This is a genomic window from Mesorhizobium sp. GW821-FHT07A06, from assembly GCF_059419085.1.
The window spans coordinates 119,572-144,017 of record NZ_JBWKRC010000004.1; the positions used below are offsets into that span (position 1 = coordinate 119,572).

Here is a 24,446-nt window from a genome sequence, read left to right on the forward strand (position 1 = left end):
GCGCCGGCGGTGCCGTCGCGCTTCAGGCGAACACATGCGCCTTTCCCGACACGGTGAGCCGCACGATCTCGCCGACGGCCGGCGCGTCCATACCGGATTTGCGCAGGATCAGCGGCGTGTTGCCTATCGCGGCGGCGTCCGGCGGATCGGCGTTGTTCAGGAGCCGCACCGCGATCGTGCACGTCGCGCCGGCGAATTCCGATTCCGTCACCTCGCCGAACAACATGTCCGGCGTGCCTGACATACCTTCGCGCGACGTCCGTTTCAGCCCGATCTGCTCCGGCCGCAGCATGATGCGGGCGACATCGCGACTGTCCGAAGTGTCGACGGCGATGCGGCCAAGCGGCGAGCTGGCGAAGCCGCCCGAGATGCTCGCCGGCAGGATGATGGCATCGCCGAGGAACTCCGCGATCATCCTGTCCTTCGGCTTGAGGTAGAGATCGCGCGGCGTGCCGACCTGCGAGAATATGCCGTCGCGCATCACCGCCACCTGGCTGGCGAAGGACAGCGCCTCGGCCTGGTCGTGCGTCACCAGGATGGTGGTGATGCCGGCCGCCTCCAGAAGCTCGGCCACCGCCTTGCGCATCGAGGCGCGCAGGCCGGTGTCGAGTGCCGAGAACGGCTCGTCCAGCAGCATCAGCCGCGGCTTCATCGCCATGGCGCGGGCCAGCGCCACACGCTGCTGCTGGCCGCCTGAAAGTTCGTGCGGGCGGCGCTTGAGGATCGCCTTGTCCAGCCCCACGATGTAGGCGAGCTCGACGATGCGCTCGGCGCGCTTGTCCTCGCCCCGGTCCATGCCGAAACCGATATTGTCCGATATGGTCAGGTGCGGGAACAGGGCACCGTCCTGTGCCACCACGCCGATGCCGCGGCGATGTGCCGGGACGGCGGCGCCGCCATTGGCCAGCACCTTGCCGTCGAGCATGATACGGCCCTGGTCCGGTGCCTCGAAGCCCGCGATCAGCCGCAGCAAGGTCGTCTTGCCGCAGCCGGAGGGGCCGACGATCGCGGTCCGGCTGCCGCTGGCGACATCGAGGTCGATGCCGGCAAGGGCCGCGACCGGGCCGTAATGCTTTTTCAGGCCGCTGATTTCGAGGAAGCTCATCGTCCCGCCATCCGTTTCGACTGGACATAGAGCAGCCATGTCAGAGGCAGCGACATCGCCACCATGATGAAGGCGTAAGGTGCCGCCGAGGCGTAATCGATCTCGCCGCTGTAGGACCAGAACGCCATCGCCAGCGTGCGGGTGCCGTTTGGCGCCAGCATCTGGGTCGCGGTCAGCTCGTTCATGATGCCGAGCGCCACCAGCGCCATGCCGGCCGCGGCGCCGGGCGCCGACAGGCGGATGGTCGTCGACCACAGCGCGTTGAGCGGCGGCCTGCCGAGGCTGGACGCGGCGCGCTCGAGCTCGACCGGGGCCTGGGCGATCGAGGCGCGCAGGCTGACCAGCGCGCGCGGCAGGAACATGAGTGCATAGGCGACCAGGATGGTGAACAGCGTCTGATAAAGCGGCAGGGCGATACGCACGGTGATGGTGACCAGCGCCAGCGCGATGACGACACCCGGCAGCGAGCCGACGATGTAGTTGCACCCCTCAAGCAGGCGCTGCAACGGTCCCGGCGCGCGGATCGAGATCCAGGCCATCGGCATGGCGGCGACGGTGGCAAGCAAGGCCCCGGCAAGCGACAGGAACAGCGTCTGGCCCAGTGCCAGGCTTATCTCGTCGAGACGCCAGACTTCGGCGCCGCCGGCGATGAGCCAGCGGCCGATGGTCACGAACGGCACGCCAAGCGCCAGCAACGTGGTGACGGCAAGCAAGGCCAGGCTCGGGATGGTGGCGCGGCCGAGGCGCGTGCGTTGCTGGTGGCGCGCCGCGCCGGAGCCGACGCGGGCGTAGCGCTCTTCTCCGCGCACCAGCACTTCGAGGCCCAGAAGCACGAAGCAGCAGGTCACCAGCACGCCGGCCAGCATGTTGGCGGCGGGTCCGTTGAAGGTCGACTGGAACTGGTCGACGATCGCCGTGGTGAAGGTATCGAAGCGGATGAAGACGTAGAGGCCATATTCGGCCAGCAGATGCAGTCCGACCAGCAGCGAGCCGCCGCAGATGGCCAGCCTGAGTTGCGGCACCACGACACGCCAGAACACGCGCCAAGGCCCGAGGCCAAGGGCTGAGGCCGCGTCCTCCAGGGCGGGGTCGAGGCGGCGCAGCGCCGCCGATACGGGCAGATACAGGAAGGGGAAATAGGCGATCACGGACACCAGTACGCCGGCCCACAGGCCGTGCAGCCCGGGAACCATGGTGATCCAGGCATAGGAGTGCACGAAAGCCGGAATGGCAAGCGGCGCCACGCACAGCCAGGCCCAAAGCCTGGCGCCAGGCAGGTCACTGCGCTCGGTCAGCCAGGCCAGCGCGACAGACAGCACGATGGCGATCGGCACTGCCAGCAGGACCAGCAGGGTGGTGTTGACCAACAGTTCGCCGACGCGAGGCCGAAAGACCAGCGCCGAAACGGTTTCCCAGCCCGTCTGCACCGCGGTCCAGATGATGAAGGCGAGCGGCAGAAGGGCGAGCAGCGAGACCAGAAGAGCGGCGGTGACAAGCCAGGGTGCCGCCCGCCGCCGCGCGTTTCGGCGCATCGTCGGCGGCAAGCCAGCGCGCGCGAGATCGACCGCGGGCTGCATCGGCTCAGACACCACACGGTTGGGGTGCGGTGGCGGCAATAGAGGGACCACGATCGCGGTCAGGAACGCAGCGTGTCGTCATCGACGAATGCCATCTCGAAAAACAAAACGCTCCCGCGGAAGGCGAAGTCCCGCGGGAGCTCGGTCGGTCTGTCCTTATTAGGACGAACAGCAACTAAAGCAAGCCGGCTGCCGTCATCAGGTCGGTGACCTTCTTGGAGTTCAGCGTCGCGGCGTCGACCTTCGGTGCCTGCAGATCGGCCAGCGGCACCAGTTTCGGATTGGATTCCGTGCCCTTGCCGACCGCGTATTCGAAGGAGGTTCCGTTCTTCAGCACTTCCTGGCCGCCCTTGGCCGTCACCCACTTCAGGAAAGCCTGGGCTTCCTTCGGATGCTTGCTCGAGGCGAGCACGCCGCCGCCGGAGACCGAGACGAAAGCGCCCGGATCCTGGTTCTTGAAATAGTGCAGCGCGACGTTCTTGCTGTTCTCGCCGGTCTTGGCCTGATCGCCAAAGTAGTAATAGTGGTAGATCACGCCGCCTTCGATCTCGCCGGCATTGACCGCCTTCATCACGGTGCTGTTGCCCTTGTAGGCGGTGAAGTTATCCTTCATCGCCTTCAGCCAGTCCGCCGTGGCGGCCTCGCCCTTGAGCTGCAGCAGCGCACTGACGATGGCCTGGAAATCGGCGCCCGAGGGCGATGCCGCCCAGCGGCCCTTCCAGCTCGGGTCGGCAAGGTCGAGCAGCGACTTGGGCAACTGGTCGGCCTTGAGTTTGGTGGTGTTGTAGGCAAAGACGGTGCTGCGCGCGGCCACGCCCACCCATTTGCCGCTGGCCGCCTGATAGTCCTGCGGCACCTGAGCCAGCGTGTCGGCGTCGACCGGCGCGAACAGGCCGGCATTCTCGACCAGCACCATGGCCGGCGAGTTTTCGGTGAGGAACACGTCGGCGGGCGAGGCGGCACCCTCGGCGACGATCTGGTTGGAGAAGTCACTGTCGCCGCCATTGCGCAGCGTGACCTTGATGCCGGTTTCCTTGGTGAAACCTTCGGCCCATTCCTTGGCCAGACTTTCATGCTGGGCGTTGTAGACGATGATGCCCGCATCCTCGGCCATTGCCGGACCGGCAGCCAGGCTGATTGCAAATGCGGCGACACCGGCAAGGGCAAGAAGGGGCGATTTCATGGGGTACTCCTCGGGTTGTCCGCGCTGCGGATGCGACCGAGTATCAATTCATGAATGCACTAGTCAAGATTGAATTCCGTTCATCACGGTTTTGCGCTTCGCGGCACCGAGACGACATGCCACCCGATAGGTGGCCCGGTGGCCGTGGCTCCGGGATACAGCCATCGACATGGAATTCATGGGCCGCCTCGCAAACTTTCGTGACTTGCCCATAGTTTGGCTTGGACATTATTTCGCCGGCCACGTAACAAATCTGCGCCGAGGTGCGAAAACCGGGGAGTGAACTCTTGTGAGCGGCAAGGACGAGGCCGAGCTTTCCCGGCTGTTGCGGGCCGCCATCGCGGGAGATGAAAAGGCCTATGCCGACTTTCTCCACCGGATTGCCGCACTGATCCGCGGTTTTGTGAGGCGCAAGATCGTGCAGGGCGGGGTCGATCCCGAGGATGTCGTGCAGGAAACCTTGCTGGCCATTCATGTGAAACGGCATACCTGGCGCCAGGACGCACCGGTCCTGCCCTGGGTCTATGCGATCGCCCGCTTCAAGCTGATCGACGCGTTCCGGCGGCGCGGTCGGCGCATCGAGATCGATGTCGACGATATCGCCGAGACCTTCGCCGAACCGGAAACCGAAACCGTCAGTGAGCGCGACATCAACCGTGCCCTTGACGGGCTGCCGCCGGCACAGCGTTCCGTGGTCTCGGCCGTATCGGTGGAAGGCCGCTCGATCGGCGAGACGGCAGCGAAGTTCGGCATCAGCGAGACGGCGGTGCGTGTGTCGCTGCATCGCGGGCTTGCCGCCATAGCCAAGCGATTTGGGCAAGGGCGATTTGGGCGGGAATGACATGAGGACCGAGGATCTCATCAAGGCGCTCGACGCCGATGCAAGCAGCAAGGCGATGCCGTTGCGCTCGGCCTGGTGGCTGGCTGCCGGTGCGGCCATTGTCATCGCGGCCGTCGTTTTCCTGCTGACGATCGGCCCGCGCCCCGACTTCATGGTGGCCGCGCATACGATGCGCTTCCTGTCGAAATTCGTTTTCACCATCGTGCTGGCCGTCAGCGCCTTCGCCCTGATCCGCGCTTTGTCGACGCCGGGTGCGTCGACGGGTCGGGCGATGGCAGGGATGTTGGCCGCGCCTCTGCTGGTGGCCGTGGCCGTGGTTCTGGAGCTCTTCATGGTGCCGGAGGCGTTGTGGGGCACGCGCATGGTCGGTTCCAACATGATGATCTGCATGAGCTTCATTCCGCTGATCGGCATTGGCCCGCTGGCGATCTTCCTGTGGATGCTGCGCTACGGCGCGCCGACGCGGCCGGTGCTTGCCGGCGCTGTCGCGGGCCTACTTGCCGGTGGACTGGCGGCGACCTTCTACGCCGCGCACTGCTTCGACGATTCGCCGCTGTTCGTCGCCACCTGGTACACGATCGCGATCGCTGCGCTCGCCTTGCTTGGCGCGCTCGGCGGGCGGTTCTTCGTGCGCTGGTAGCAGGATACCTGCGACCACCCCATAGCGCATACCGATCCTTAATCATGCCGGCAATTGTTTGCCGGTTGTCCATGTCGCCAACGCCCCGGGGCAACCTTTCCTTAAAATCGATCCTTCAGGGTTTTAGCGGGAAAAAGCGATTGCCCACGGGGGTGGTACGGATCGTGACTTTGCGAGGAATGATCGGGCCGGGAGCCTACAAGCATCCAGCGCTGGCGCTGCTTGTGGCCGGTTTTGGCGTGATGTCGGCCTCCCTTGTGCTGTCCAGGCTGGACCTTGGCGCCGAAGCGCTCAGACTTTGTCTTCAGATATCGGTAGCGGTGACAGTCTGCGCGCTTTTCTTCGCCTATCTTTTCATCGGTCGCATCTCGGAAGATCGACGACAGATGGCGGAGGGAGAGCAGCGCTTTCGCCGGGCGATGCAGGATTCGGTGATCGGCATCGCCATTGTCGCGCTGGACGGGCGCATACTCGAAACCAATCCGGCCTTCGCGACCATGCTTGGCTACAGCCGCGAAGAAATCGAGGCGCTGACCTTTTTCCAGATCACGCATCCCGACGATCTGCAGATCGGCCGCGAAACGATGGAGGATTTGAAAGCCGGGACCGCCCATGCGTTCCACTTCGAGAAGCGCTACCTGCGCAAGGACGGCACGCCGGTCTGGGCGCATCTCGCCGGCTCCGTCATTCGTGACGAGAAAAGCGGTCGTCCGCTCTATCTCGTCTCGCAGATCGAGGACATCGACGCGCGCAAGCAGGCCGAGGCGCGCATCGCCGAGGCTGAGACGCGCTGGAATTTCGCGCTCGCCGGCGCCGGTCAGGGCGTGTGGGACCTCGACATGCGCAAGGGCGGCACAACCTATTCCTCGACCTGGGTCAAGATGCTGGGGTTCGATGAGGGCGAGCTTGATGGCGATCCCGACCGCTGGCTGACCATGATCCATCCCGACGACCGCGAGACCGTCGCCGAAGCGGATCGTGCCCACCTTGACGGCAAGACGCCATTCTTCGAAGCCGAATTCAGGATGCGCCACAAGGACGGCCGCTGGATCTGGATACTCGATCGCGGCAAAGCCATCGAGCGCGACGAGGACGGGCGTCTGATCAGGGCCATCGGCAGCTTGACCGACATCACCCGGCGCAAGGAGATCGAGGAGCGCCTGACCGTGTCGGCGGCAATGCTGGCCGATGAGAAGGAGCGGCTGCGGGTGACGCTGCAGTCGATCGGCGATGCCGTTATCTGCACCGATGCGGCGAACCGCGTCACCTTCATGAACCCGGTTGCCGAGAAACTGACCGGCGTTTCCGGCGAGGCGGCTCTCGGCAAGACGCTCGGCCATGTCTATTGGGCGGTCGACGAGGAGACGGGTCACAGGATCGGCGTGACGCGGCCGGCGATCGGCGGGGAGGCTCCCGCCGACCAGAACAGCCGCGCCGTCTTGGTCCGCCGCGACAACACGCGTTGCAGCATCCGCCAGGTCGTGTCGCCAATCATGAACGAGCGCAATGAATTCTGCGGGCTGGTCATCGTCTTCCAGGACTTCACCGATGCGCGCGCGCTGCAGCGCCAGCTTGCCCACGCCGCAGCACATGACGCATTGACCGGCCTTGCCAATCGCTCGAGCTTCATCCGAACGATGGAGGAACTGGTCGAGCAGTCACGCAAGGACGGCACGCCGGCCGGGGGCGGCCATCAGTTCATGTTCATCGACCTCGACCATTTCAAGCTGGTCAACGACACGGGTGGTCACGCCGCCGGAGACGCCTTGCTGAAGCGGGTCGCCGAAGCCGTGCGCGGCGTGCTTGGTCCCGAGGACATCGTCTCGCGCCTTGGGGGCGACGAATTCGCCGTCATCCTGAAATCGGGTTCGACCGCCGGTGCCAGGATCGCGGCGCGCTCCATCATCGATGCGATAGCCGGCCTGAACTTCACCTGGGATGGCCGGCCGCACGCGATCGGCGCCAGTATCGGGCTGGCGGCGATCAATGCCGATTGCGGCGAAGCCGATGAGATCATCGCAAGGGCCGATGCGGCCTGCTATGCGGCCAAGGCCGCCGGCCGCGGATGCGTCTGCGTGGCGCCGGACGGCAGTATTGCCGACCACGGATCGGCAGCGCCCAAGCCGCTCGCCGCGGCGTCGTGAGCGGCGGCCGGCCGAAACGCCAGGGCACTTCACCGTTTCACGGAAACGGTGAACCACTCTAACGCCTTGTTCTGACGCAATTCCCTGGGGAAAGCGCTACGCGCTTTTCCCGGGAAATCCGCCCACATTTTCCTGGAGTTGCTCTAGCGCGTCGGAACGGGATGCTCGCCGCGATAGTCGTAGAAGCCACGCCCGGTCTTGCGGCCGAGCCAGCCCGCCTCGACATATTTCACCAGCAACGGGCAGGGGCGGTACTTCGAATCCGACAGGCCGTCATGCAGCACCTGCATGATCGACAGGCAGGTGTCGAGGCCGATGAAATCGGCCAGTTGCAGCGGCCCCATCGGATGGTTGGCGCCGAGCCGCATTGCGGTGTCGATGGCGTCGACCGAGCCGACACCCTCATAGAGCGTGTAGATCGCCTCGTTGATCATCGGCAACAGGATGCGGTTGACAATGAAGGCCGGGAAGTCCTCCGAGACCGTGATCGTCTTGTCGAGCTGCTTCACATAGGTCTTCGCCGCCTCGAAGGTCTGGTCCTCGGTGGCGATGCCGCGCACCAGTTCGACCAGCTTCATCAGCGGCACCGGGTTCATGAAGTGTATGCCGATGAAACGCTCCGGCCGGTCGGTCTGCGCGGCAAGCCGGGTGATCGAGATCGACGAGGTGTTGGTCGCCAGGATGGCTTCGGGATTGAGCTGCGGACAGAGCTGCGCGTAGATCTTGCGCTTGACGGTCTCGTCCTCGGTTGCCGCCTCGATCACCAGATCGGCGCCGGCGAGATCCGCCATCGTCGGTGCCGAGGCAATGCGCGCCATTGCCTGGTTGCGCAGCTTCTCATCGAGCTTGCCGGAGCCCACCTGGCGGGCCATGTTGCCGCTGATGGTGGCGATGCCCTTCTCGATGCGGTCGGGCGATATATCGTAGATCAGCACCTTGTAGCCCGAAAGCGCGGAGACATGGGCGATACCCCCACCCATCTGGCCTGCGCCGATGATGCCGATCGTCTCGATCTTGCTCATTACACCGATCCCGTCAAAAGGCCTTTGCAGCCTGCTTTTTGTGCGGTGCAAACTAAAAGGGCGGGGCGACTTCGTCTACCCCACCCCAAGCATTTAATACGCTTTGCCAGAGAGCGTCAAAGCGCCTTCTGCAACTCCGGCAGAATGACGAAGAGGTCGCCGACGAGGCCGTAGTCGGCAACCTGGAAGATCGGGGCCTCCTCGTCCTTGTTGATGGCGACGATGACCTTGGAATCCTTCATGCCGGCGAGGTGCTGGATGGCGCCGGAGATGCCGACCGCGATGTAGAGATCGGGGGCGACGACCTTGCCGGTCTGGCCGACCTGCCAGTCGTTCGGCGCATAGCCGGCATCGACGGCGGCGCGCGATGCGCCGACCGCGGCGCCGAGCTTGTCGGCTACCGGCAGGATGACCTCCTGGAACTTCTCCGACGAGCCGAGCGCGCGGCCGCCCGAGATGATGATCTTGGCAGAGGTCAGTTCAGGACGATCGGTCTCCGAGAGTCTGTTCTCGACGAAGGAGGACAGGCCCGGATTGGCGGCCGCCTTGACGGTCTCGACAGCGGCAGAGCCGCCCTCGGGCGCCGCCTGGAAGGAGGCGGTGCGCACGGTGATGACTTTCTTGGCGTCGGTCGACTGCACCGTCTGGATGGCGTTGCCGGCGTAGATTGGACGCTTGAATGTGTCGGGCGAGACCACTTCGATGATCTCGGAGACCTGCGCGACGTCGAGCAGCGCCGCGACGCGGGGCGCGACATTCTTGCCCGACGAGGTCGCCGGGGCGATGATGGTGTCGTAAGCGCCAGCCAGCGATACGACGAGGGCTGCCGTCGGTTCGGCGAGGCGCTCGGCGAGTTCGTCGGCTTCGGCGAGCAGCACCTTGCTCACGCCCTTCAATTTGGCGGCGGCGTCGGCAGCGCCCTTGGCGCCCTTGCCGGCCACCAGCACATGCACGTCCGAACCGATCTGCAGCGCCGCCGACAGCGCCTTGGCGGTCTGGTCGGAAAGGGTGGCGTTGTCGTGTTCCGCGATAAGGAGAATTGCCATTTTATCTGTTCCTTCCGATCTCAGAGCACGCCGGCTTCATTCTTGAGCTTGTCGACCAGTTCGGCGACGCTCTTGACCTTGACGCCCGCCTTGCGGCCGCCCGGCTCCTCGGTCTTGATGACCTTGAGGCGCGGCTTGACGTCGGCGCCGTAGTCGGCCGGCGATTTCTCGTCGAGCTGCTTCTTCTTGGCCTTCATGATGTTGGGCAGCGAGGCGTAGCGCGGCTGGTTGAGGCGAAGGTCGGCGGTGACGATCGCCGGCATCTTCAGTTCCACCGTCTGCAGGCCGCCGTCGACTTCGCGCGTCACCTTGGCCTTGTCGCCGTCGAGCACGAGCTTGGAGGCGAAGGTGCCTTGCGCCCAGCCGAGCAGTGCCGCCAGCATCTGGCCGGTCTGGTTGGAATCGTCGTCGATCGCCTGCTTGCCGAGGATGACGAGGCCGGGCTGTTCGGCCTCTACGACGCCCTTCAGCACCTTGGCGACGCCGAGCGGCTCGGTCTGTTCGTCGGTCTTGACCAGGATGGCGCGGTCGGCGCCCATGGCGAGCGCGGTGCGGAGCGTCTCCTGCGCCTGCTGCGGGCCGATCGAGACGACGATGATCTCCTCGGCCTTGCCGGCTTCCTTCAGCCGGATGGCCTCTTCCACCGCGATCTCGTCGAACGGGTTCATCGCCATCTTGACGTTGGCGAGCTCAACCGCCGAACCATCAGCCTTCACGCGAACCTTGACGTTCGCATCCACAACCCGCTTCACGGGCACAAGGATCTTCATTTGCCTGTCACCTCTTCACGCTAGTTGGGCGCGCTATAACAGCCTGCGCCCTTTCTGAGTTGTCGAAAGCCGACATTCCTGACCGAATTCCGGCCAGACGGAATTCTGGCCGGATGGAAATTCTGGTCTTTGCCCGTCTTGACTGCTCCTTAACAGCCCCGGGCTCGGACGGAGACGTTTCCGTAGTTGGGGCAACCCTTGACGTCAATACGCTGAAAGCGGCTCAAATCGGTTCAGTTTGGGCCAGAAGGGTTTCCCCGGCCCCAGCGCGCCGTGGTGGCGGGCGGTTCGGGCGCCGCTGGCCGAGCGGCAACCGTCGGCTGGTCGGGAGTGGGAACCACTGTATCCTCATCGGCGCCGGCAAAAAGCGGTACGCCGCGGCTGCGCAGGACAAGCACCAGCACCGCGCCTGCAATGATGCCGCCGATGTGGCAGGCCCAGGAAATCTGATCCTCGCCACCAGCGGCGAACATGAAGACTTGGAACAGCACCCACAGGATAAGCGGGATGAAGGCCGGAATGCGCAGTGGTATGCGGGCAAAGGCAAGCACCCAGACCTTCACCCTGGGATAGAGGATCAGGTAAGCGACGACCACGCCGGCGATGGCGCCGGAGGCGCCGATCAGCGGCACCTGCGAGTCCCAGGCGACGAAGCTCTGGAAGGCGGCGCCGGCGACGGCGCACAGGAGATAGAAAATGAGGTAGCGGATGTGACCGAGGGCATCCTCGACATTGTCGCCGAACACCCACAGGAACAGCATGTTGCCACCAAGGTGGAAGATGTCGGCATGCAGGAAGGAATAGGTGAGGTAGCTCAGGCTTTCGGGGATGATGACAAAGCGAGGGTCGAGTTCGGCCGTGTCATGGACGACTGACGGAATGAAGCCAAGGCCAAGCACGGCGGCGTTGGTGAAATTCTCGCCGCCGAGCGCGGTGGCGCAATAGACCAGCGCGTTGACCACGATCAGGCCGATCGTCACATATTGCAGGCGGATGTGGCGCAGCCTGTTGGTGTCGTAAAGCGGGATGAACATGCGTGTTTGGCCCCTCCCGCTTTCGGTCCGTTCAGCGGTTCTTGCCAGGAACCCATAGCACGTCGGCATTTCCATTGTCATTGACCGCCCGGGCGGCGACAAACAGGAAGTCCGAGACGCGGTTGATGTATTTCAGCCCGTCGCGGTTGACATGCTCGGCCGGATCTTGAGCCAGCGCCACCATCAGCCGTTCGGCCCGCCGTACCACGGTGCGGGCAAGATGCAGGGCAGCGGCAGCCGGCGTGCCGCCGTTGAGCACGAAGGATTTGAGCGGCTGCAGATCCTTGTTGAGGAGGTCGATGTCCTTTTCGACCCGGTCGGTCTGCACGGGCGTGATCCGCAAAGGCTCATATCCCAGCGGCTTGCCGTCGTCGGGTACGGCAAGGTCAGCGCCGAGGTCGAACAGATCATTCTGGATGCGCGAAAGCATGGCATCGATCGCCGGGTGGCTCACTGCCGTGTGGACACGGGCAACGCCGATGCAGGCATTGGCCTCGTCGACCGTACCGTAGGCATCCACCCGCAGGTCGGATTTCAGCCGCCGTTCCCCGGTACCGAGTCCTGTCGTGCCGTCATCGCCGGTGCGGGTGTAGATCTTGTTGAGCTTGACCACATCGCCTCCCGAACGGTCCTCATTTGCGGGTGAAATACACCGCAAGCAGGATCAGCACCAGCGCCACGGCCTGCAGCATGACGCGTGCCTGCATCAGCTTGTTCGAGGTGACGCCGGTACCGCCGCGCATCATGTTGACGAGGCCCCGGATCAGCACGATCACCACGGCGGCCATGACCAGAATGGCGAGGATATTGAAGACGGTTGCCATTGTTGCGTTTCCAGTTGTTTTCGCGTTCAGGCGCGTTTGGCCATCAGGCGGTAGAGCATCGATGCCGGCAGGATGCGCTTGAATACAACGCCGATCCTGGCCGGCACTGTTACCACATAGTGCGGGCGCGGGCGCCGCGACAGAAGTGCATGGCGCAGAACCTTGTGGACCACCTCCGGCCCAGGCTTCAGCGTCGATTGGCTGCCGCCGGCCCGCAGCCGTTCCAGCTGCGCGGCATAGTCCGCACTGTGCACGGAATTCTCGATATCGATGTTTTTCAGGAACCAGGGCAGGCCGTTGCTGGCGATCTTCGATTTCACCGGCCCCGGCTCGATGAGCGAAACATGGATGCCGCTGCCTTCCAGTTCCTGGCGCTGGCAGAGCATCAGCGCCTCGAGCGCATGTTTCGACGCTGAATAGGCGCCGCGAAAGCGCACCGGCACGAGGCCGAGTATCGACGAGCAATGGACAATGCGGCCGTGACCCTGGTGGCGCATCACCGGCACCAGACGGCGGGTCAGATCGTGCCAGCCGAAGAAATTGACCTCGAACTGCTCCTTGAGCGCGGCCACCGACAGGTCCTCGACCGCACCGGCCTGCGCGTAGGCGCCATTGTTGAACAGGGCGTCGAGCCGGCCGCCGGTGCGTTGGAGCACTGAAGTCACCAGGACGGCGATGGAATCCGGCTCGCCGTAGTCGAGGTAAAAAGCCTCGATGCCGTCCGCTTCGAGGGCGGCGATGTCTTCCGGCTTGCGCGCCGTCGCGAACACCCGCCAGCCCTCGGCCTTCAACGCTCGGGCGCAATAGGCGCCTACCCCTGAAGACGCGCCGGTGACGATGACGGTGCGCAACTCGGCCGCTGGAGAATTCGTGGTTTGACGAAGGGTTGCCATTTGCCGCATTCACTTCCCATATTCGCGGCGTCTAGACAATCGAAGGGGAGCGCGCGTTTTTGCTGCGGAATATTGTCGCCCTGCGCCGCGTGCTCTACGACGCTCTCGGCCATTTCAACACCGATGACGGCTGGGCTATGGCCAGCCATCTGGCGATCACTTCGCTGATGGCGCTGTTTCCGTTCCTGATCTTCGCCACGACGCTGGGCAGCTTCCTTGGCGCCGAGGCCTTTGCCGACACGGCCGTGCACCTGGTCTTCGACACCTGGCCCGATCAGATCGCCAAGCCGATCGCGCATGAGGTGCTGAACGTGCTGACCGTCCGGCGCACCGACCTGCTGACCTATGGCGTGCTGCTTGCCGCCTACTTTGCCTCGAACGGCATCGAAGCGCTGCGCACGTCGCTCAACCGGGCCTATCGCGTCACCGAGACGCGCGGCATCATCTACCGTCGTGTGCAGAGCATCTTCTTCGTGCTGATCGCCACCGCCGGGTTCCTTGCCATCAGCGTGCTCCTGGTGTTCGCGCCCTTGCTGGCGCGGCTGGCGGAAGCCCATTTCGAGTGGATCAAGCCCTATACCGGCACGATCACGCTGTGGCGCTACGTCATCGCCTCAACCGTCATCATCGGCGGGCTGTTTGCCGTGCACTACTGGCTGCCGGCCGGCAAGCGCCGCTTCGTCTCGCTGGTGCCGGGCATCGTCTTCACACTGGCGGCGTGGCTCATCGGCTCGACGATGTTCGCCACTTATCTCGACCATTTCTCGTCCTATGTGACGACCTATGCCGGGCTGGCCTCGATCATGATCGCGGTGGTCTTCCTCTACATCGTCTCGGCGATCTTCATCCTTGGCGGCGAGCTCAATGCCGCGATCAGCCGTTATCTGGAGGCGCGTGCCCGGGTGGGATGAGGCGGTGCCGGTCGGATTGAGGAATTGAAGAGCTGGAGAATTGAGGAAGTGAAGAAAAGTGGCCATATCCGGCGTGGCGTGCTTCTTCCTCAATTCCTCAATTCCTCCCTTGCCTGCAATCTTCCCCTGGTCTGCCGCGCCGTTGCCAGGCCAACGCCGAAAGTCGTGATGGCCATGCCGACGATCTGCAGCGCGTTGAGCTGCTCGTCGAACAACGCCCAGGCGATGACCGCCGTTACCGCCGGGACGAGGTAGAACAGCGAGGCGACCTTCGACATCTCGCCGTCGCGGATCATCACCATCAACAGGAAGATGGCGCCGAGCGACAGCACCAGTACGAGCCAGGCCATGGCGAAGATCAGTTCGCCGTTGATGACGACGGTGTGCGTCTCGAAGGCAAGCGCGGCGAGGATCATCAGCGAGGCGCCGCCGACATATTGCCACATGGTGGCGGCCACGAGGTCGCCGCCGGAAGCGAAACGCTTCTGCCAGATGGTGCCGGCGCTCATGCCGAGCACCGAGACCAACGAGGCGGTCAGGGTCGCGGCGGTGACGCCGCCGCCAAGCGCCCCAAGTTTTGGCCACAGCACGATGACGATGCCGATCAGGCCAATGCCCAGGCCAAGCCAGTGGCGCGGCAGGATTGCCTCGCCGAGGAACTTGCCGGCAAGCACCGCCGTGATCAGCGGTTGCAGGCCGACGATCAGGGCTGAAAACCCTGCCGGCATGCCCCTGTGGATGGCCCAGAAGACGGCGCCGAGATAGACGCCATGCATGAGCACGCCGGCGCCGGTGGCGTGCAGCGCCTCCTTGCGGGTGGCTCGCTTCGAGCCCAGCACCGGCATCAGGGTAGCCAGCAGGATGGCGGCGATGACGAAACGCGCGGCGAGGAAGGTGAACGGCTCCGCCCATGGCATGGCGTAGCGCGCGCCGATGAAGCCGGTCGCCCACAGGACGACGAAGGTGGCGGGGATGAACCGCTTGATGCTGTGCATTTTCCGGAGACCGCCGCAGAGAGTTGACCGTGGCGATGCTCTAGTCCCGTTCAACGCAGCGCGCAAAACGAAACGATTGATCCATGCATCACGGGAATTCAATCGGCGGCGCGTCCGGCATGCGGTTCTCCCGACCTCGTGGAGGTCAAAGTCCGATCATCCGCCTGATGTCGTCAGGTGTCGCGCCGGCCCCGCGCAGCTTGGCAAGGCCGGTGTCGCCAAGGCTCTTCGACAGTTTTCGCCCGTCCGGCCCGAGGATGAGCCGATGGTGGAAATAGGCGGGTTGCGGCAGCACGAGCAATTCCTGCAGCAGGCGCTGCACGCCGGTGGCGGAAAACAGGTCCTGGCCGCGCACGACATGGCTGACGCGTTGCAGGGCGTCGTCGACAATGACGGCGAGGTGGTAGCTGGTCGGGATGTCGCGCCGTGCCACGATCACGTCGCCCCAATCCTGTGGACGGGCCTCGACAGGGCGCGTCGCGGATAGCGTCTCATCGGTGAATTCGGTCCAGGCGAGATCCCTGCCGACACGCGCCATGGCGGCGCCGACATCCAGCCGCCAGGCAAAAGGCTCGTTGCAGGCGATGCGCCGTTTGCGTTCTTTCACCGGCAGCGCCTTGTCTGCTGGGGGATAGAGCGGCACGCCATCGGGATCGCGCGGCCAGTCACGCCCGCGCCTTTCGCTATCGGCGATGAAGGCCCTGATGTCGCCTCGGCTCATGAAGGCGGGATAGACGAGTTCTTCACGGATCAGCCGGTCAAGCACCGCCCGATACTCCGCGAAATGCTCGGACTGGCGGCGCACCGGCTCTTCCCAGCCAAGCCCCAGCCATTTCAGATCGGCAAGCACGCTGGCCTCGAATTGCGGCGTGCAGCGCGTGGTGTCGATATCCTCGATGCGCAGCAGCAGGCGGCCGCCGCTGGCCTTTGCGAGCTTCTGGTTGAGCAGCGCCGAATAGGCATGGCCGAGATGCAGTTCGCCGTTGGGGCTGGGCGCGAAGCGGAATGTCAGGAGCGTCATGTCTCTGGCGGCAATCGGGTTGTGCTGCTGTTTCGGCGGTTGCTACCTTGCGGCACATTCCAGGACAAGGAAACCATGCAACGCATTGCCACACTGGACGACATTGCCCGCGGGCTCGATGCGCTTTGCATCATCGACCCGCGCCTGGAAAAGGTGCGAGGCATGGCCGGCGAGGTGCCGCTCAGGCTTTCGGAGCCGGGGTTCAGGAGCCTGGCCTCGATCATCGTCTCGCAACAGGTCTCCCGGGCGAGCGCCGATGCGATCTTCGGCCGGCTGACCAGGCTCGTCGATCCGCTGACGCCGCAGGCGATCCTGGCCGCCGGCGAGGACATGTTTCGCGAGGCCGGCCTGTCGCGGCCCAAGCAGCGCGGACTGATCGCGGTTGCCCAGGCCGTGGCCGACGGGCTCGACCTCAATCACCTCTGTTCGCTCGACGCGGTCGATGCGATCACGGCGATGACCGCGGTGCCCGGCATCGGTCCCTGGACGGCGCAAGTGTACCTTCTGTTTGCCGCCGGGCACCCCGACATCTTTCCCGCGCGCGATGTCGCGCTGCAAACGGCGGTCGGCCACGCGCTCGGCATCGACCCGCGTCCGCCGGAGAAAACATTGATCGCATTGGCCGAATCATGGAGCCCGTGGCGAGGTGTCGCATCGCGGCTTTTCTGGTCCTATTATCGCGAAACCAGGGGCAGGGACGCCGCGCCGTCATCCTGAATCCGCAAAAAAGCATAAAAATCGGGGGTTTTTGACGCTTTGGGCAAGCGACAATCCGCTTCACATCCCTGTCATGTCGGGCTTACAGTATCCGCGCCGTTCGGGTCTAGAACCAAGGAGGTAAACACGTGACGGTCGCCGTATCTCCGGATGGGCTTCCAGCACTGGTGCTGAATGCGGATTACCGTCCGCTCAGCTATTACCCCTTGTCGCTCTGGTCCTGGCAGGATGCCATCAAGGCGGTGTTCCTCGACCGGGTGAACATCGTCGCCGAATACGAGCATGCGGTGTCTTCGCCGACCTTCTCCATGAAGCTGCCGAGCGTGGTCAGCCTGAAGGCCTATGTGAAGCCGTCCAGGCATCCGGCCTTCACCCGCTTCAATGTGTTCCTGCGCGATCGCTTCCAATGCCAGTATTGCGGCACACCCGAGGATCTGACCTTCGACCATGTCATCCCGCGCCATCGCGGCGGCGCGACGACCTGGGAGAATGTCGTCGCCGCCTGTTCGCCCTGCAACCTCAGGAAGGGCGGCATGATGCCGGCGCACGCCAAGATGTGGCCGCTGCAGAAGCCTTACCAGCCGACGGTGCACGACCTGCACAACAACGGCCGCCTGTTCCCGCCGAACCATCTGCATGAAAGCTGGATGGATTATCTCTACTGGGATGTCGAACTCGAACCATAGAGTTCGGCAGAAATCCGCCATGCTGGCCGCTTGACGCAGCTTTCTGTGCTTCCCCGTTCTACTGCGTCGCAGTTGGACTTTGCTCACGTACCTAAGTACGCTCCGCTCCGGTTCTCGAAAGCCGCGCCATTCGACTCAGCCTGCCGAATTTTGCTCGAACCATGCGCCGTGGGGCACAATCGAATTTGATCAGTCGCGGGCCAGCGCACCCCGGAAGGCGACAGCGGCCAGGACGAGGCTGGCGATGGCATTCCAACCGGCCAGCGACAGGCCGAGGATGCGCAAAGCCGCCTTGTCGCAGGAGGGCGGCACGAATTTGTCGAGCGCGTCGAGCACGCCCTTGCCGCCGGTGTCGACCGGGCCGGCGCCCGCCGTGCAGTCGGTCGGGCCGGCCCACCACTGCCATTCGACGCCGGAATGGTAGACGCCGAGATAGAGGCCGTAGAGCATCAGGAGACCGCCAATGCCCAGCAGGCCGCGCGTCAGCCAGGCGGGCGCGCGCAGCATCGATGCGATCACCGCCAGCACCATCAGCGGCACGCCGATATAGTAGGGGGTGCGCTGTTCCAGGCAGAGATGGCAGGGGATGTAGCCGCCAATATACTGGAAGCCGAGCGCCGAGCCGACGGTCGCGGCCATGGCGACGGCGAGAAACAGGGCGGTCCGCGTCCGCTGGCGTGCGGTATCGATATTCATGGTCGCTGTCATGGGCTTTCGTCCGTTGTGTTCGCCACCCGCCGGTCCGCTTGCTCCTCAAAACCGTCACCCGGTTTTGAGACCGGGGCCTCAGAGCGCGTATTTGATCAGGATATAGAGCAAAATCAGGGCAGCCGCGGCAGCGCCGACGATCAGGCCAAGGCGCTTTTCGATGAACTCGCGGATCGACTCGCCGTAGCGGCGCAACAACCAGGCCAGCAGCAGGAAACGGGCGCCGCGCGCCACGATGGCCAGCACGATGAACAGCGCCAGATTGACGCCGATGACGCCGGACAGGATCGTCACCACCTTGATCGGCGGCAGGTGCGCCGCGCCCGAGGTGATCAGCATCAGGATGATGAAGCCGATGCCCGACGAGGTGCGCAGTTGCTCGAATTCATCATACTTGCCGTAGAATTCGAGGATCGGCCGTGCCACCGCCTCATAGGCGTAGTGGCCGATGAACCAGCCGGCAATGCCGCCCAGCACCGAGGCGGCGGTGGCGATCAGCGCATAGCGATAAGCACGATCCGGCCGCGACAGCGCCATCGGCAGATAGAGCACATCGGCCGGCACCAGGAACACAGAGCTTTCGACGAAAGCGATGAAGGCCAGCCACCATTCCGCGGATTTGCGGGCCGCCAGCGACAAGGTCCAGTCGTACAGTCCGCGAAGCATAGGCTCTCCTAATGCATGGTCCATAATGCGCAGCCGCCCGGGGACAATGGCAGGGACGAAACAGGGGCCCAGGCTTGCGCGTCGGTGCCTTCAGACCCGCCACGCTTCATGCGCCGCCTGTCTAGAAAGATTTTCCGCGCTGCACAATGGCAGCACCGCCACGAAATCAAAAGGCGAAGATTGGTCGCATCTCGGGGTACCCGAGAATTGGCCTGTTGACGAACAGGCCTCCGACCGTATAGTCCGCGCCCATCCAGGCCGCCCGGCCTGAGCCCCTATGGCGGAATTGGTAGACGCGCTCGACTCAAAATCGAGTTCCGCAAGGAGTGCTGGTTCGATCCCGGCTAGGGGCACCACAGACCGCTGACAAGCCCAGTAATTTCAAGGCTTTCAAGGGCTTAGACATCCCCCGAGGTACATCCTAGAGGTACATCAAGGGGTCCAGCAATGAGCAGCGTGATCGTGGAACACTGGCAAGAGCGCAAGAGCAAGAAACTGGGGAGTTCAAGCTATCGCTACCGGCGCGTCGTCAAACCTGAGCTTCGGTCTACCTTAGGAAAGGGTGAAATCACCATTGCCTTGGGGAACGCCAAGGGTGACGCGCTCGCCAAATACCGTCAGGTGCATCGCGAGGTTGAGCAGATGCTGGCAGCGGCGTAGGACGAGGTGCGCGGCATCAGTCGCCCCAAGACGTCGCGGGAGTTGTTCCAAGAGACCGTCGAGCGGATCAAGGCTCTCGGTCTCAATCCGTACCGGCCTCCGCCGGGGATGGCTGAGGAGATCGCCGCAGCGTTGCCCGTCAGGTTCGTTGAGGCGGGATAGGCGAGATAGGCGGGTTGCCGTTTCCCGCTCAGTAGAGGCTGCGCTGGTGGCGCTGAGGTTTCGCCGCGACCATCTGAGGGTCAAAACTCAATTAGCTGGTTGCCGCAAACGGCCGAGATGGATGGAGAGCGGCCTTCTGCTGCTCATCACTTCAACATGGAGCGCATCGTCAGAAACATTCCGTATAAACTTATGCCGAGGGCCATCAGAAGAAGCGTGACCAGCAAGCGTGTTTCGATCGTCCATAGGGATTGGCGCTTCCACTCATTAAACCCCGTCCAAAGCATGAATGCCAAAAGGACTGTAAGGAAAACGCACATAACAAACATCGCGATGAAGATGCTCTTCGGATACACCGGCTGCAACAGAATGCCCGCTATGCCGATTGCGAGGTTGGCAGCGATGAGCGCCTTATAGCGACCTGGAAGCCTATGCTCGGTCATATCGATACCCCCGATAGCCACCAACCCATGCGGCGCGTATTCATTCCATTCTCCACGGCTAACACGCTTTGGTTGCACCAGAGTTAAGCGGCGGCTTGACCCGAGGTACAGCGCCTGATACCCACTGAGGTACATCGAGACTACAGGCCTTCAGGGGCGATAAGCCAGTAAGGTCTTGTTATTGCTGAGAGATTGTTCGGTCTAGATGCTGGTTCGATCCAGCCCCAGTACCCCGGCTAGGGGCACCATTCCACGTTCAGGGACTGGTCCATGTTGTGGCCTGCTCATGTCCAGAGCAAGCTCGATGAGACCATGGATGGATTTGCTGCGCCGGAGACAGCTGGGACGATTTGGGGCGCAGGACAGCCTGCGCCCCCCGCCAATATCGTCAGAGCGAATGCTTATAGCCGATCGCGATATTCCATTTGTCGCCCGCGAGATCGTTGTAGGGGGCTGAAGTGGTGTCGGTCTTCTTCCAGGAATAGCCAACGCTGGCATAGACCGCGTTGGTGGAGTCGATGCTGTAGGTCAATCCGGTGGCCAGCTTTGGCGTTTCCCAGGTGGTGTTGAAGGCATTGCGGTAGCGGAAGTTGAAGACGTTCCAGGTCCATTGCTTGGAGACCTTCCAATCGCCCGCGATATACAGGGCGTAGTAAGGAACATTCGCATTGGCATCCGCATCCTTGATAATGCCCGTATCGTGCCAGGTGTAGCCGAGCCCCAGGCTGGGGGTCAGGGTGAAGGCATCCGTGACCTTGATTTTGTAGCCGAGGCTGGCTTCGGCGTAGTACTGGGATTTTCCACCGGTCTTGAAGGTGGGCTGGATAAAGATGCCACCGACGAAATTGTTGTCGAAATTGTGCGAAACGCTGAGCTTGAAATAGGTGTCGGCAAGCGACCGGGCGGTGTTGCTGCCATTGTTGATGGCGTAGAATTCCGGGCTCCCCTCTATTCCAATCGTCCAGGTCGGCGCTGCCGGTGGCGGGGCTTCGACCAGATCAGCCGCAAAGGCTGATGTGGCCATGGACAAGCAAACGCCCAATGGGGCGACGATGGTGCGCAAAAGCATGGTCTTTCCTCGAGATGTGGCGGCGCATCTGATAGAGCGGCGCGTTGGGATGTGGCGGCGATTTAGCTAGGCGCGCGCCATTACAGTTATGTGACGGTGTGCCGTTCGTGTGGACGTGTTTGGCCGTACAGCTCTCGGCAGGATCTCGGCGATGCAGATTGGCCACACCGGCGAGACGGCGGCGGCACGCTCAAACCGGCCGGTTGCGCGGCGGCCGGCCAGCCATCCAGCCGATGGCCAGAAGGGTGATCCGGTCCCCGAATAGATATTTGAGCAGGATCAAGAGGCCGATCAACAAGGCCATCCAAAGGCCGGGTTGTCGCAAACCGGGGCCGGCATTCAGCGCCGTCTCAACAGGCTCTTCATACGGTTGCGCAGCAGGCGCGCCATGTTGCGGGTCTCGCGGTAGAGATGCAGTTGCGAGGCGGCCTGGCGGGCGAGGCGGTCGGCGTCCGTGGTCAGCCCGATCACCAGCGTGCCGATCGGCTTGCGCTCGCTCCACAGCCTGCTCATCACCGGATGGTCGGGCACCGCGCAGGAATCGGTCATCATGATGTTGGGATCGTCGAGGTGCTGCCGGGTGACCTCGATCATCAGCAGCGTGCCCGGCGAATAGGCTGCCAGCGTCTCGTCATAGGCCGTCTTCCAGGTATAGGCGACGCCGGCTTCGACGAAGACGATCAGGCAGGCGATGGTGCGGCCGTCGAGCGTCAGCGAATGGATGCGGCACATGTCCTGTTCGGCGAGCCGGTGCACGGCCTCGCGGGCGAAGGCGGCGCGGAAGCGGTCGATCGCCATGGCGGTGCGCTCGCGGCCCTTCCAGCCGGACGCTTCCAGCGTCAGGAAGCTTTCTATGGCGTGGCGGATTTCCTCGGGGCCGCGCGCCACCACATGCTCCAGCCTGCCGAGGTCGGCAAGGCGCCGCTTCAGGCGGCGGAACTCGCGATAATGGTGCGAGCGCAGCGATGCCTTCAGATAGTCGTCGCCGTCGAGCTGGCTCTCCAGCACCGGGCGCAGGGTCTGGCCGGTGGTGACCAGCGTCAGGCCGCGCGTTTCGGCCACGGTGCCGAGCAGGCTCGCCACCGGGCCATCGAGCCTGATGTCGGGGAGCACGAAGACTTTCGGTAGTTTGAGATGCGGGCGCGACAGCATAGAGAAGAAGTCCTCGACGACGCCGACCGGATCGTCGCGGTCGACCAGCGGCGTGCCGAGCGGACCGAAGGGGCTCGACCAGGTACGCAACACCGGAACGCCGAGCGGAACCACCGGGCGCTCCACCGAGATCGGCACCAGGAGGCGCAGCCGGTTGCGGTATTCGTCGCCGTCGCGGATCACGGCCAGCCGCACTTCGCGATCTTCCAGCCGGGGCATTGCGGGTGCCAGGAAGCGCGGGTTGAAGAAAACGTTCGGCTCGATCGTGCGGGCGCAGAGATAGTCCAGTTCCTCGACCAGGTCGAAACCGGCCGATGCCGGATAGATGGCAAGCTTGCGCTCGGGCCGGTTGTTGGCGAAGATCTCGATATGGGCGGGGTCGGGGTCGCGCGCCAGCCCGGCAAGGCCGGACACCATGGCGCCGGCGGTGCCGCCGCTGGTTTCCTCGAGCAACGGGATGGCGGCCATCAGGCGGCTCCTTTGGCTGGCGCGAAGATCGCCATGACGATGCCGAGCTTGCGCCACACCGTGAAGGACAGCGCGCTGGCCTCGAAGATCATGGCAAAGGCGGTGGCCATGGCCGCGCCCCACAGACCGAAATGCGGGATCAGCATCACGTTGAGACCGATGTTGAAGGCCAGTGTCATGGCATAGACGGCGGCGCAGATGTTCTGGTTGCCGCTCATTGTGAGCAGGCTCTCGCAGGGACCGACGGCGGCGCGCGCCACGACGCCGAAGACGAGCAGGAACAGAAGCGGATAGCCCGACGTGAATTCGGGGCCAAACAGCACCAGCATGGGTTTGCCCAGCGCCAGCACCAGCAGCGCCATCAGCAGCGAGGGCCAGAAGGTCCACGACACGGTCTCGCGAGCGAAGGCCGCGAGCTTTTCCGGATCGCCATGGGTGAATTGCGCATAGCGCTGGGCAACGCCGGCCTTGACCGCGAAATAGACGAAATGCACCAGCGCCAGCGTCTTGACCGTGGCGAAATAGACGGCGACGTCGTTGGGATCCATATAGGCGCCGACCATCAGCACGTCGGCATTGGTGAGCAGGAAGAAGAAGCTTTCGACCAGGAAGATCGGCAGCGAGACGACGAACCATTGCGCGAAATGCACCTTCATGGGTCCGGCCGGGATCTGCCTTTCCATGCGGTGGGTGACACCGATGAGCTGAGCGAGCGTGGTGACGTAGGTGGCGGCAATGGAGGCGAAAATCGCCGTCCTGGCATCAGCGGCGTAGCCGGCGAAAAGCATCAGCGCCATGAACAGCAGGATCAGCACCGGCCTTATCAGATAGGTCGGCGACAGGGCGAAAAGCGCCCAGCTGTTCGCCCTGGCCTGGCCTTGCAACAGATCCGACACCGCGATCATCGGCAGGCAGAAGGCGCCGAGGATGAACGGTATCACGTAGTAGTTTTCGATCCAGGGCGCCGCCAGCCAGACGGTGAGCGCGCCTAGCCCGGCGATGATCGTCGAGGCGATCAGCACGAACAGCCGGCTGGCCACCACGATGCCGCGCAGTTCGTCCATCATGCCGCGCTCGCGGTATTCGGGGATGAAGCGGATGACCGAGGTATGGAAGCCGAGGCAGGCGAGGTTGCCGACGATGACCATCGTCACCCAGACAAGCACGAAGATGCCGTATTCGAACGAGCCCATCCAGCGCGCCATCAGCACCTGGCTGATGAAGGCGATGACGGCGCTCACGATGCGGATGGAGAAGGCGATGACCGACATGCGGCCGGCCTCGCCGCGTTCATCGGCGGTGAACAGCACGGCGTCGATGCGGCCGAGCAGCGGCTCCACGCGCAGCGCCAAACGCTGCGGCAAGAACCGCCCGGCAGTCGTGGCCGCGGAAAAGCGCACCCCGATCTCTCTCCGTTTTCCGCCTCTTTTTCAGGTTTTGGTGTAGCGGAGACACATTAAGAAACGGTTGGGTGGGTTCTCCCTTCGCCCCGTTTACGGGGAGAAGGTGCCGGCAGGCGGATGAGGGGCAGCGCCGGCTTTCGGCAATTTTGCACCGATAGGGAAGAGGAAGAAGAGCTATCTGCGGACGAAGCGACTTTGTGGGGCGAGCGTCTCATCGCTTTTGGTCGGAGACACGCGAAAATCATGAAACTCAGCGCCCCTCATCCGCCCTTCGGGCACCTTCTCCCCGTGAAACGGGGAGAAGGA

25 protein-coding genes and 1 tRNA gene are annotated in these 24,446 nt (G+C 63.7%); 8 read left to right on the forward strand and 18 right to left on the reverse strand.

Annotated features, from left to right (window positions below; genetic code table 11):
* Window positions 1-22: 22 nt before the first annotated feature.
* The 3 genes from AC07SZ_RS14820 to AC07SZ_RS14830 all read right to left on the reverse strand — a co-directional run bounded on the left by AC07SZ_RS14820 (window position 23) and on the right by AC07SZ_RS14830 (window position 3,865).
* A complete protein-coding gene (locus AC07SZ_RS14820; protein WP_172372063.1) occupies window positions 23-1,105 on the reverse strand; it encodes an ABC transporter ATP-binding protein in 1,083 nt (360 codons plus the stop codon).
* Window positions 1,102-2,682 (reverse strand): ABC transporter permease, encoded by a 1,581-nt coding sequence (locus AC07SZ_RS14825; RefSeq protein WP_494914827.1) that lies wholly within the window; start codon window positions 2,680-2,682, stop codon window positions 1,102-1,104. Before AC07SZ_RS14825 ends, AC07SZ_RS14820 begins: the two co-directional genes overlap by 4 nt.
* A 175-nt stretch (window positions 2,683-2,857) precedes the next feature.
* Window positions 2,858-3,865 carry an iron ABC transporter substrate-binding protein gene (locus AC07SZ_RS14830; RefSeq protein ID WP_056576143.1) on the reverse strand — a complete coding sequence of 336 codons (1,008 nt, stop codon included), beginning with the start codon at window positions 3,863-3,865 and terminating at the stop codon, window positions 2,858-2,860.
* Window positions 3,866-4,154: 289 nt separating this feature from the next.
* On the opposite strand from AC07SZ_RS14830, the gene AC07SZ_RS14835 reads away from it, so the two are divergent.
* From AC07SZ_RS14835 to AC07SZ_RS14845, 3 genes are all read left to right on the forward strand, one after another.
* Window positions 4,155-4,706: a sigma-70 family RNA polymerase sigma factor gene (locus AC07SZ_RS14835; protein WP_056576145.1), complete on the forward strand. Its 552-nt coding sequence runs from the start codon at window positions 4,155-4,157 to the stop codon at window positions 4,704-4,706.
* Window position 4,707: 1 nt separating this feature from the next.
* A complete protein-coding gene (locus tag AC07SZ_RS14840) occupies window positions 4,708-5,346 on the forward strand; it encodes an NrsF family protein (protein ID WP_056576147.1) in 639 nt (212 codons plus the stop codon).
* A gap of 164 nt (window positions 5,347-5,510) precedes the next feature.
* Window positions 5,511-7,490 (forward strand): PAS domain S-box protein, encoded by a 1,980-nt coding sequence (locus AC07SZ_RS14845; protein WP_246738926.1) that lies wholly within the window; start codon window positions 5,511-5,513, stop codon window positions 7,488-7,490.
* 143 nt (window positions 7,491-7,633) lie between these two features.
* Here the strand turns inward: AC07SZ_RS14845 and AC07SZ_RS14850 are convergent, their stop codons facing one another.
* From AC07SZ_RS14850 to AC07SZ_RS14880, 7 genes are all read right to left on the reverse strand, one after another.
* Window positions 7,634-8,512 carry a 3-hydroxybutyryl-CoA dehydrogenase gene (locus AC07SZ_RS14850; protein WP_015315562.1) on the reverse strand — a complete coding sequence of 293 codons (879 nt, stop codon included), beginning with the start codon at window positions 8,510-8,512 and terminating at the stop codon, window positions 7,634-7,636.
* Between the two features lie 116 nt (window positions 8,513-8,628).
* Window positions 8,629-9,558: an electron transfer flavoprotein subunit alpha/FixB family protein gene (locus AC07SZ_RS14855; protein WP_056576154.1), complete on the reverse strand. Its 930-nt coding sequence runs from the start codon at window positions 9,556-9,558 to the stop codon at window positions 8,629-8,631.
* 20 nt (window positions 9,559-9,578) lie between these two features.
* Window positions 9,579-10,328, reverse strand: coding sequence for an electron transfer flavoprotein subunit beta/FixA family protein (locus tag AC07SZ_RS14860; RefSeq protein WP_056576157.1), 750 nt, complete (start codon window positions 10,326-10,328; stop codon window positions 9,579-9,581).
* A gap of 233 nt (window positions 10,329-10,561) precedes the next feature.
* Window positions 10,562-11,362, reverse strand: a complete 801-nt coding sequence (locus AC07SZ_RS14865; protein WP_056576161.1) for a rhomboid family intramembrane serine protease — start codon at window positions 11,360-11,362, stop codon at window positions 10,562-10,564.
* A gap of 31 nt (window positions 11,363-11,393) precedes the next feature.
* On the reverse strand, window positions 11,394-11,975 hold the full coding sequence (locus tag AC07SZ_RS14870; RefSeq protein ID WP_056576164.1) for a cob(I)yrinic acid a,c-diamide adenosyltransferase: 582 nt from the start codon (window positions 11,973-11,975) through the stop codon (window positions 11,394-11,396).
* Between the two features lie 19 nt (window positions 11,976-11,994).
* Window positions 11,995-12,186 (reverse strand): twin transmembrane helix small protein, encoded by a 192-nt coding sequence (locus tag AC07SZ_RS14875; RefSeq protein WP_056576167.1) that lies wholly within the window; start codon window positions 12,184-12,186, stop codon window positions 11,995-11,997.
* 26 nt (window positions 12,187-12,212) lie between these two features.
* The gene (locus AC07SZ_RS14880; protein ID WP_494914831.1) at window positions 12,213-13,079 is read right to left on the reverse strand and encodes an SDR family oxidoreductase; all 867 of its coding nucleotides are present in this window, start codon (window positions 13,077-13,079) and stop codon (window positions 12,213-12,215) included.
* Window positions 13,080-13,138: 59 nt separating this feature from the next.
* Here AC07SZ_RS14880 and AC07SZ_RS14885 point away from each other — a divergent pair, with 59 nt between their 5' ends.
* Entirely contained in the window at window positions 13,139-13,990 is an 852-nt protein-coding gene (locus AC07SZ_RS14885) for a YihY/virulence factor BrkB family protein (RefSeq protein WP_056576173.1), read from the forward strand.
* Window positions 13,991-14,079: 89 nt separating this feature from the next.
* Here AC07SZ_RS14885 and AC07SZ_RS14890 read toward each other — a convergent pair whose 3' ends face one another.
* Both AC07SZ_RS14890 and gluQRS read right to left on the reverse strand, forming a co-directional pair.
* Window positions 14,080-14,985 carry a DMT family transporter gene (locus AC07SZ_RS14890; protein WP_172372069.1) on the reverse strand — a complete coding sequence of 302 codons (906 nt, stop codon included), beginning with the start codon at window positions 14,983-14,985 and terminating at the stop codon, window positions 14,080-14,082.
* A 145-nt stretch (window positions 14,986-15,130) separates the two neighbouring features.
* Window positions 15,131-16,006: a tRNA glutamyl-Q(34) synthetase GluQRS gene (gene gluQRS / locus AC07SZ_RS14895; RefSeq protein WP_494914834.1), complete on the reverse strand. Its 876-nt coding sequence runs from the start codon at window positions 16,004-16,006 to the stop codon at window positions 15,131-15,133.
* 75 nt (window positions 16,007-16,081) lie between these two features.
* Here gluQRS and AC07SZ_RS14900 point away from each other — a divergent pair, with 75 nt between their 5' ends.
* Together AC07SZ_RS14900 and AC07SZ_RS14905 are read left to right on the forward strand one after the other, a co-directional pair.
* The gene (locus AC07SZ_RS14900; RefSeq protein ID WP_494914835.1) at window positions 16,082-16,723 is read left to right on the forward strand and encodes a DNA-3-methyladenine glycosylase family protein; all 642 of its coding nucleotides are present in this window, start codon (window positions 16,082-16,084) and stop codon (window positions 16,721-16,723) included.
* Window positions 16,724-16,851: 128 nt separating this feature from the next.
* Window positions 16,852-17,409, forward strand: coding sequence for an HNH endonuclease (locus AC07SZ_RS14905; RefSeq protein ID WP_008874122.1), 558 nt, complete (start codon window positions 16,852-16,854; stop codon window positions 17,407-17,409).
* Between the two features lie 189 nt (window positions 17,410-17,598).
* Here AC07SZ_RS14905 and AC07SZ_RS14910 read toward each other — a convergent pair whose 3' ends face one another.
* Window positions 17,599-18,117: a disulfide bond formation protein B gene (locus AC07SZ_RS14910; protein ID WP_056576183.1), complete on the reverse strand. Its 519-nt coding sequence runs from the start codon at window positions 18,115-18,117 to the stop codon at window positions 17,599-17,601.
* A gap of 78 nt (window positions 18,118-18,195) precedes the next feature.
* Window positions 18,196-18,783 (reverse strand): YqaA family protein, encoded by a 588-nt coding sequence (locus AC07SZ_RS14915; protein WP_056576186.1) that lies wholly within the window; start codon window positions 18,781-18,783, stop codon window positions 18,196-18,198.
* Between the two features lie 271 nt (window positions 18,784-19,054).
* Between AC07SZ_RS14915 and AC07SZ_RS14920 the strand changes: the two genes are divergently transcribed.
* Window positions 19,055-19,139 (forward strand) — tRNA-Leu (locus AC07SZ_RS14920).
* Window positions 19,140-19,230: 91 nt separating this feature from the next.
* A complete protein-coding gene (locus tag AC07SZ_RS14925) occupies window positions 19,231-19,443 on the forward strand; it encodes a hypothetical protein (protein WP_494914838.1) in 213 nt (70 codons plus the stop codon).
* A gap of 308 nt (window positions 19,444-19,751) precedes the next feature.
* On the opposite strand, the gene AC07SZ_RS14930 is transcribed toward AC07SZ_RS14925, so the two are convergent.
* From AC07SZ_RS14930 to AC07SZ_RS14945, 4 genes are all read right to left on the reverse strand, one after another.
* Complete coding sequence (locus AC07SZ_RS14930; protein ID WP_494914839.1) at window positions 19,752-20,048, reverse strand: hypothetical protein; 297 nt, start codon at window positions 20,046-20,048, stop codon at window positions 19,752-19,754.
* Between the two features lie 388 nt (window positions 20,049-20,436).
* Entirely contained in the window at window positions 20,437-21,111 is a 675-nt protein-coding gene (locus tag AC07SZ_RS14935) for a TonB-dependent receptor (RefSeq protein WP_172372078.1), read from the reverse strand.
* Window positions 21,112-21,456: 345 nt separating this feature from the next.
* Window positions 21,457-22,737, reverse strand: coding sequence for a GNAT family N-acetyltransferase (locus tag AC07SZ_RS14940; RefSeq protein ID WP_056576193.1), 1,281 nt, complete (start codon window positions 22,735-22,737; stop codon window positions 21,457-21,459).
* Window positions 22,737-24,137, reverse strand: a complete 1,401-nt coding sequence (locus tag AC07SZ_RS14945) for an oligosaccharide flippase family protein (protein WP_172372080.1) — start codon at window positions 24,135-24,137, stop codon at window positions 22,737-22,739. Before AC07SZ_RS14945 ends, AC07SZ_RS14940 begins: the two co-directional genes overlap by 1 nt.
* Window positions 24,138-24,446: the final 309 nt, after the last annotated feature.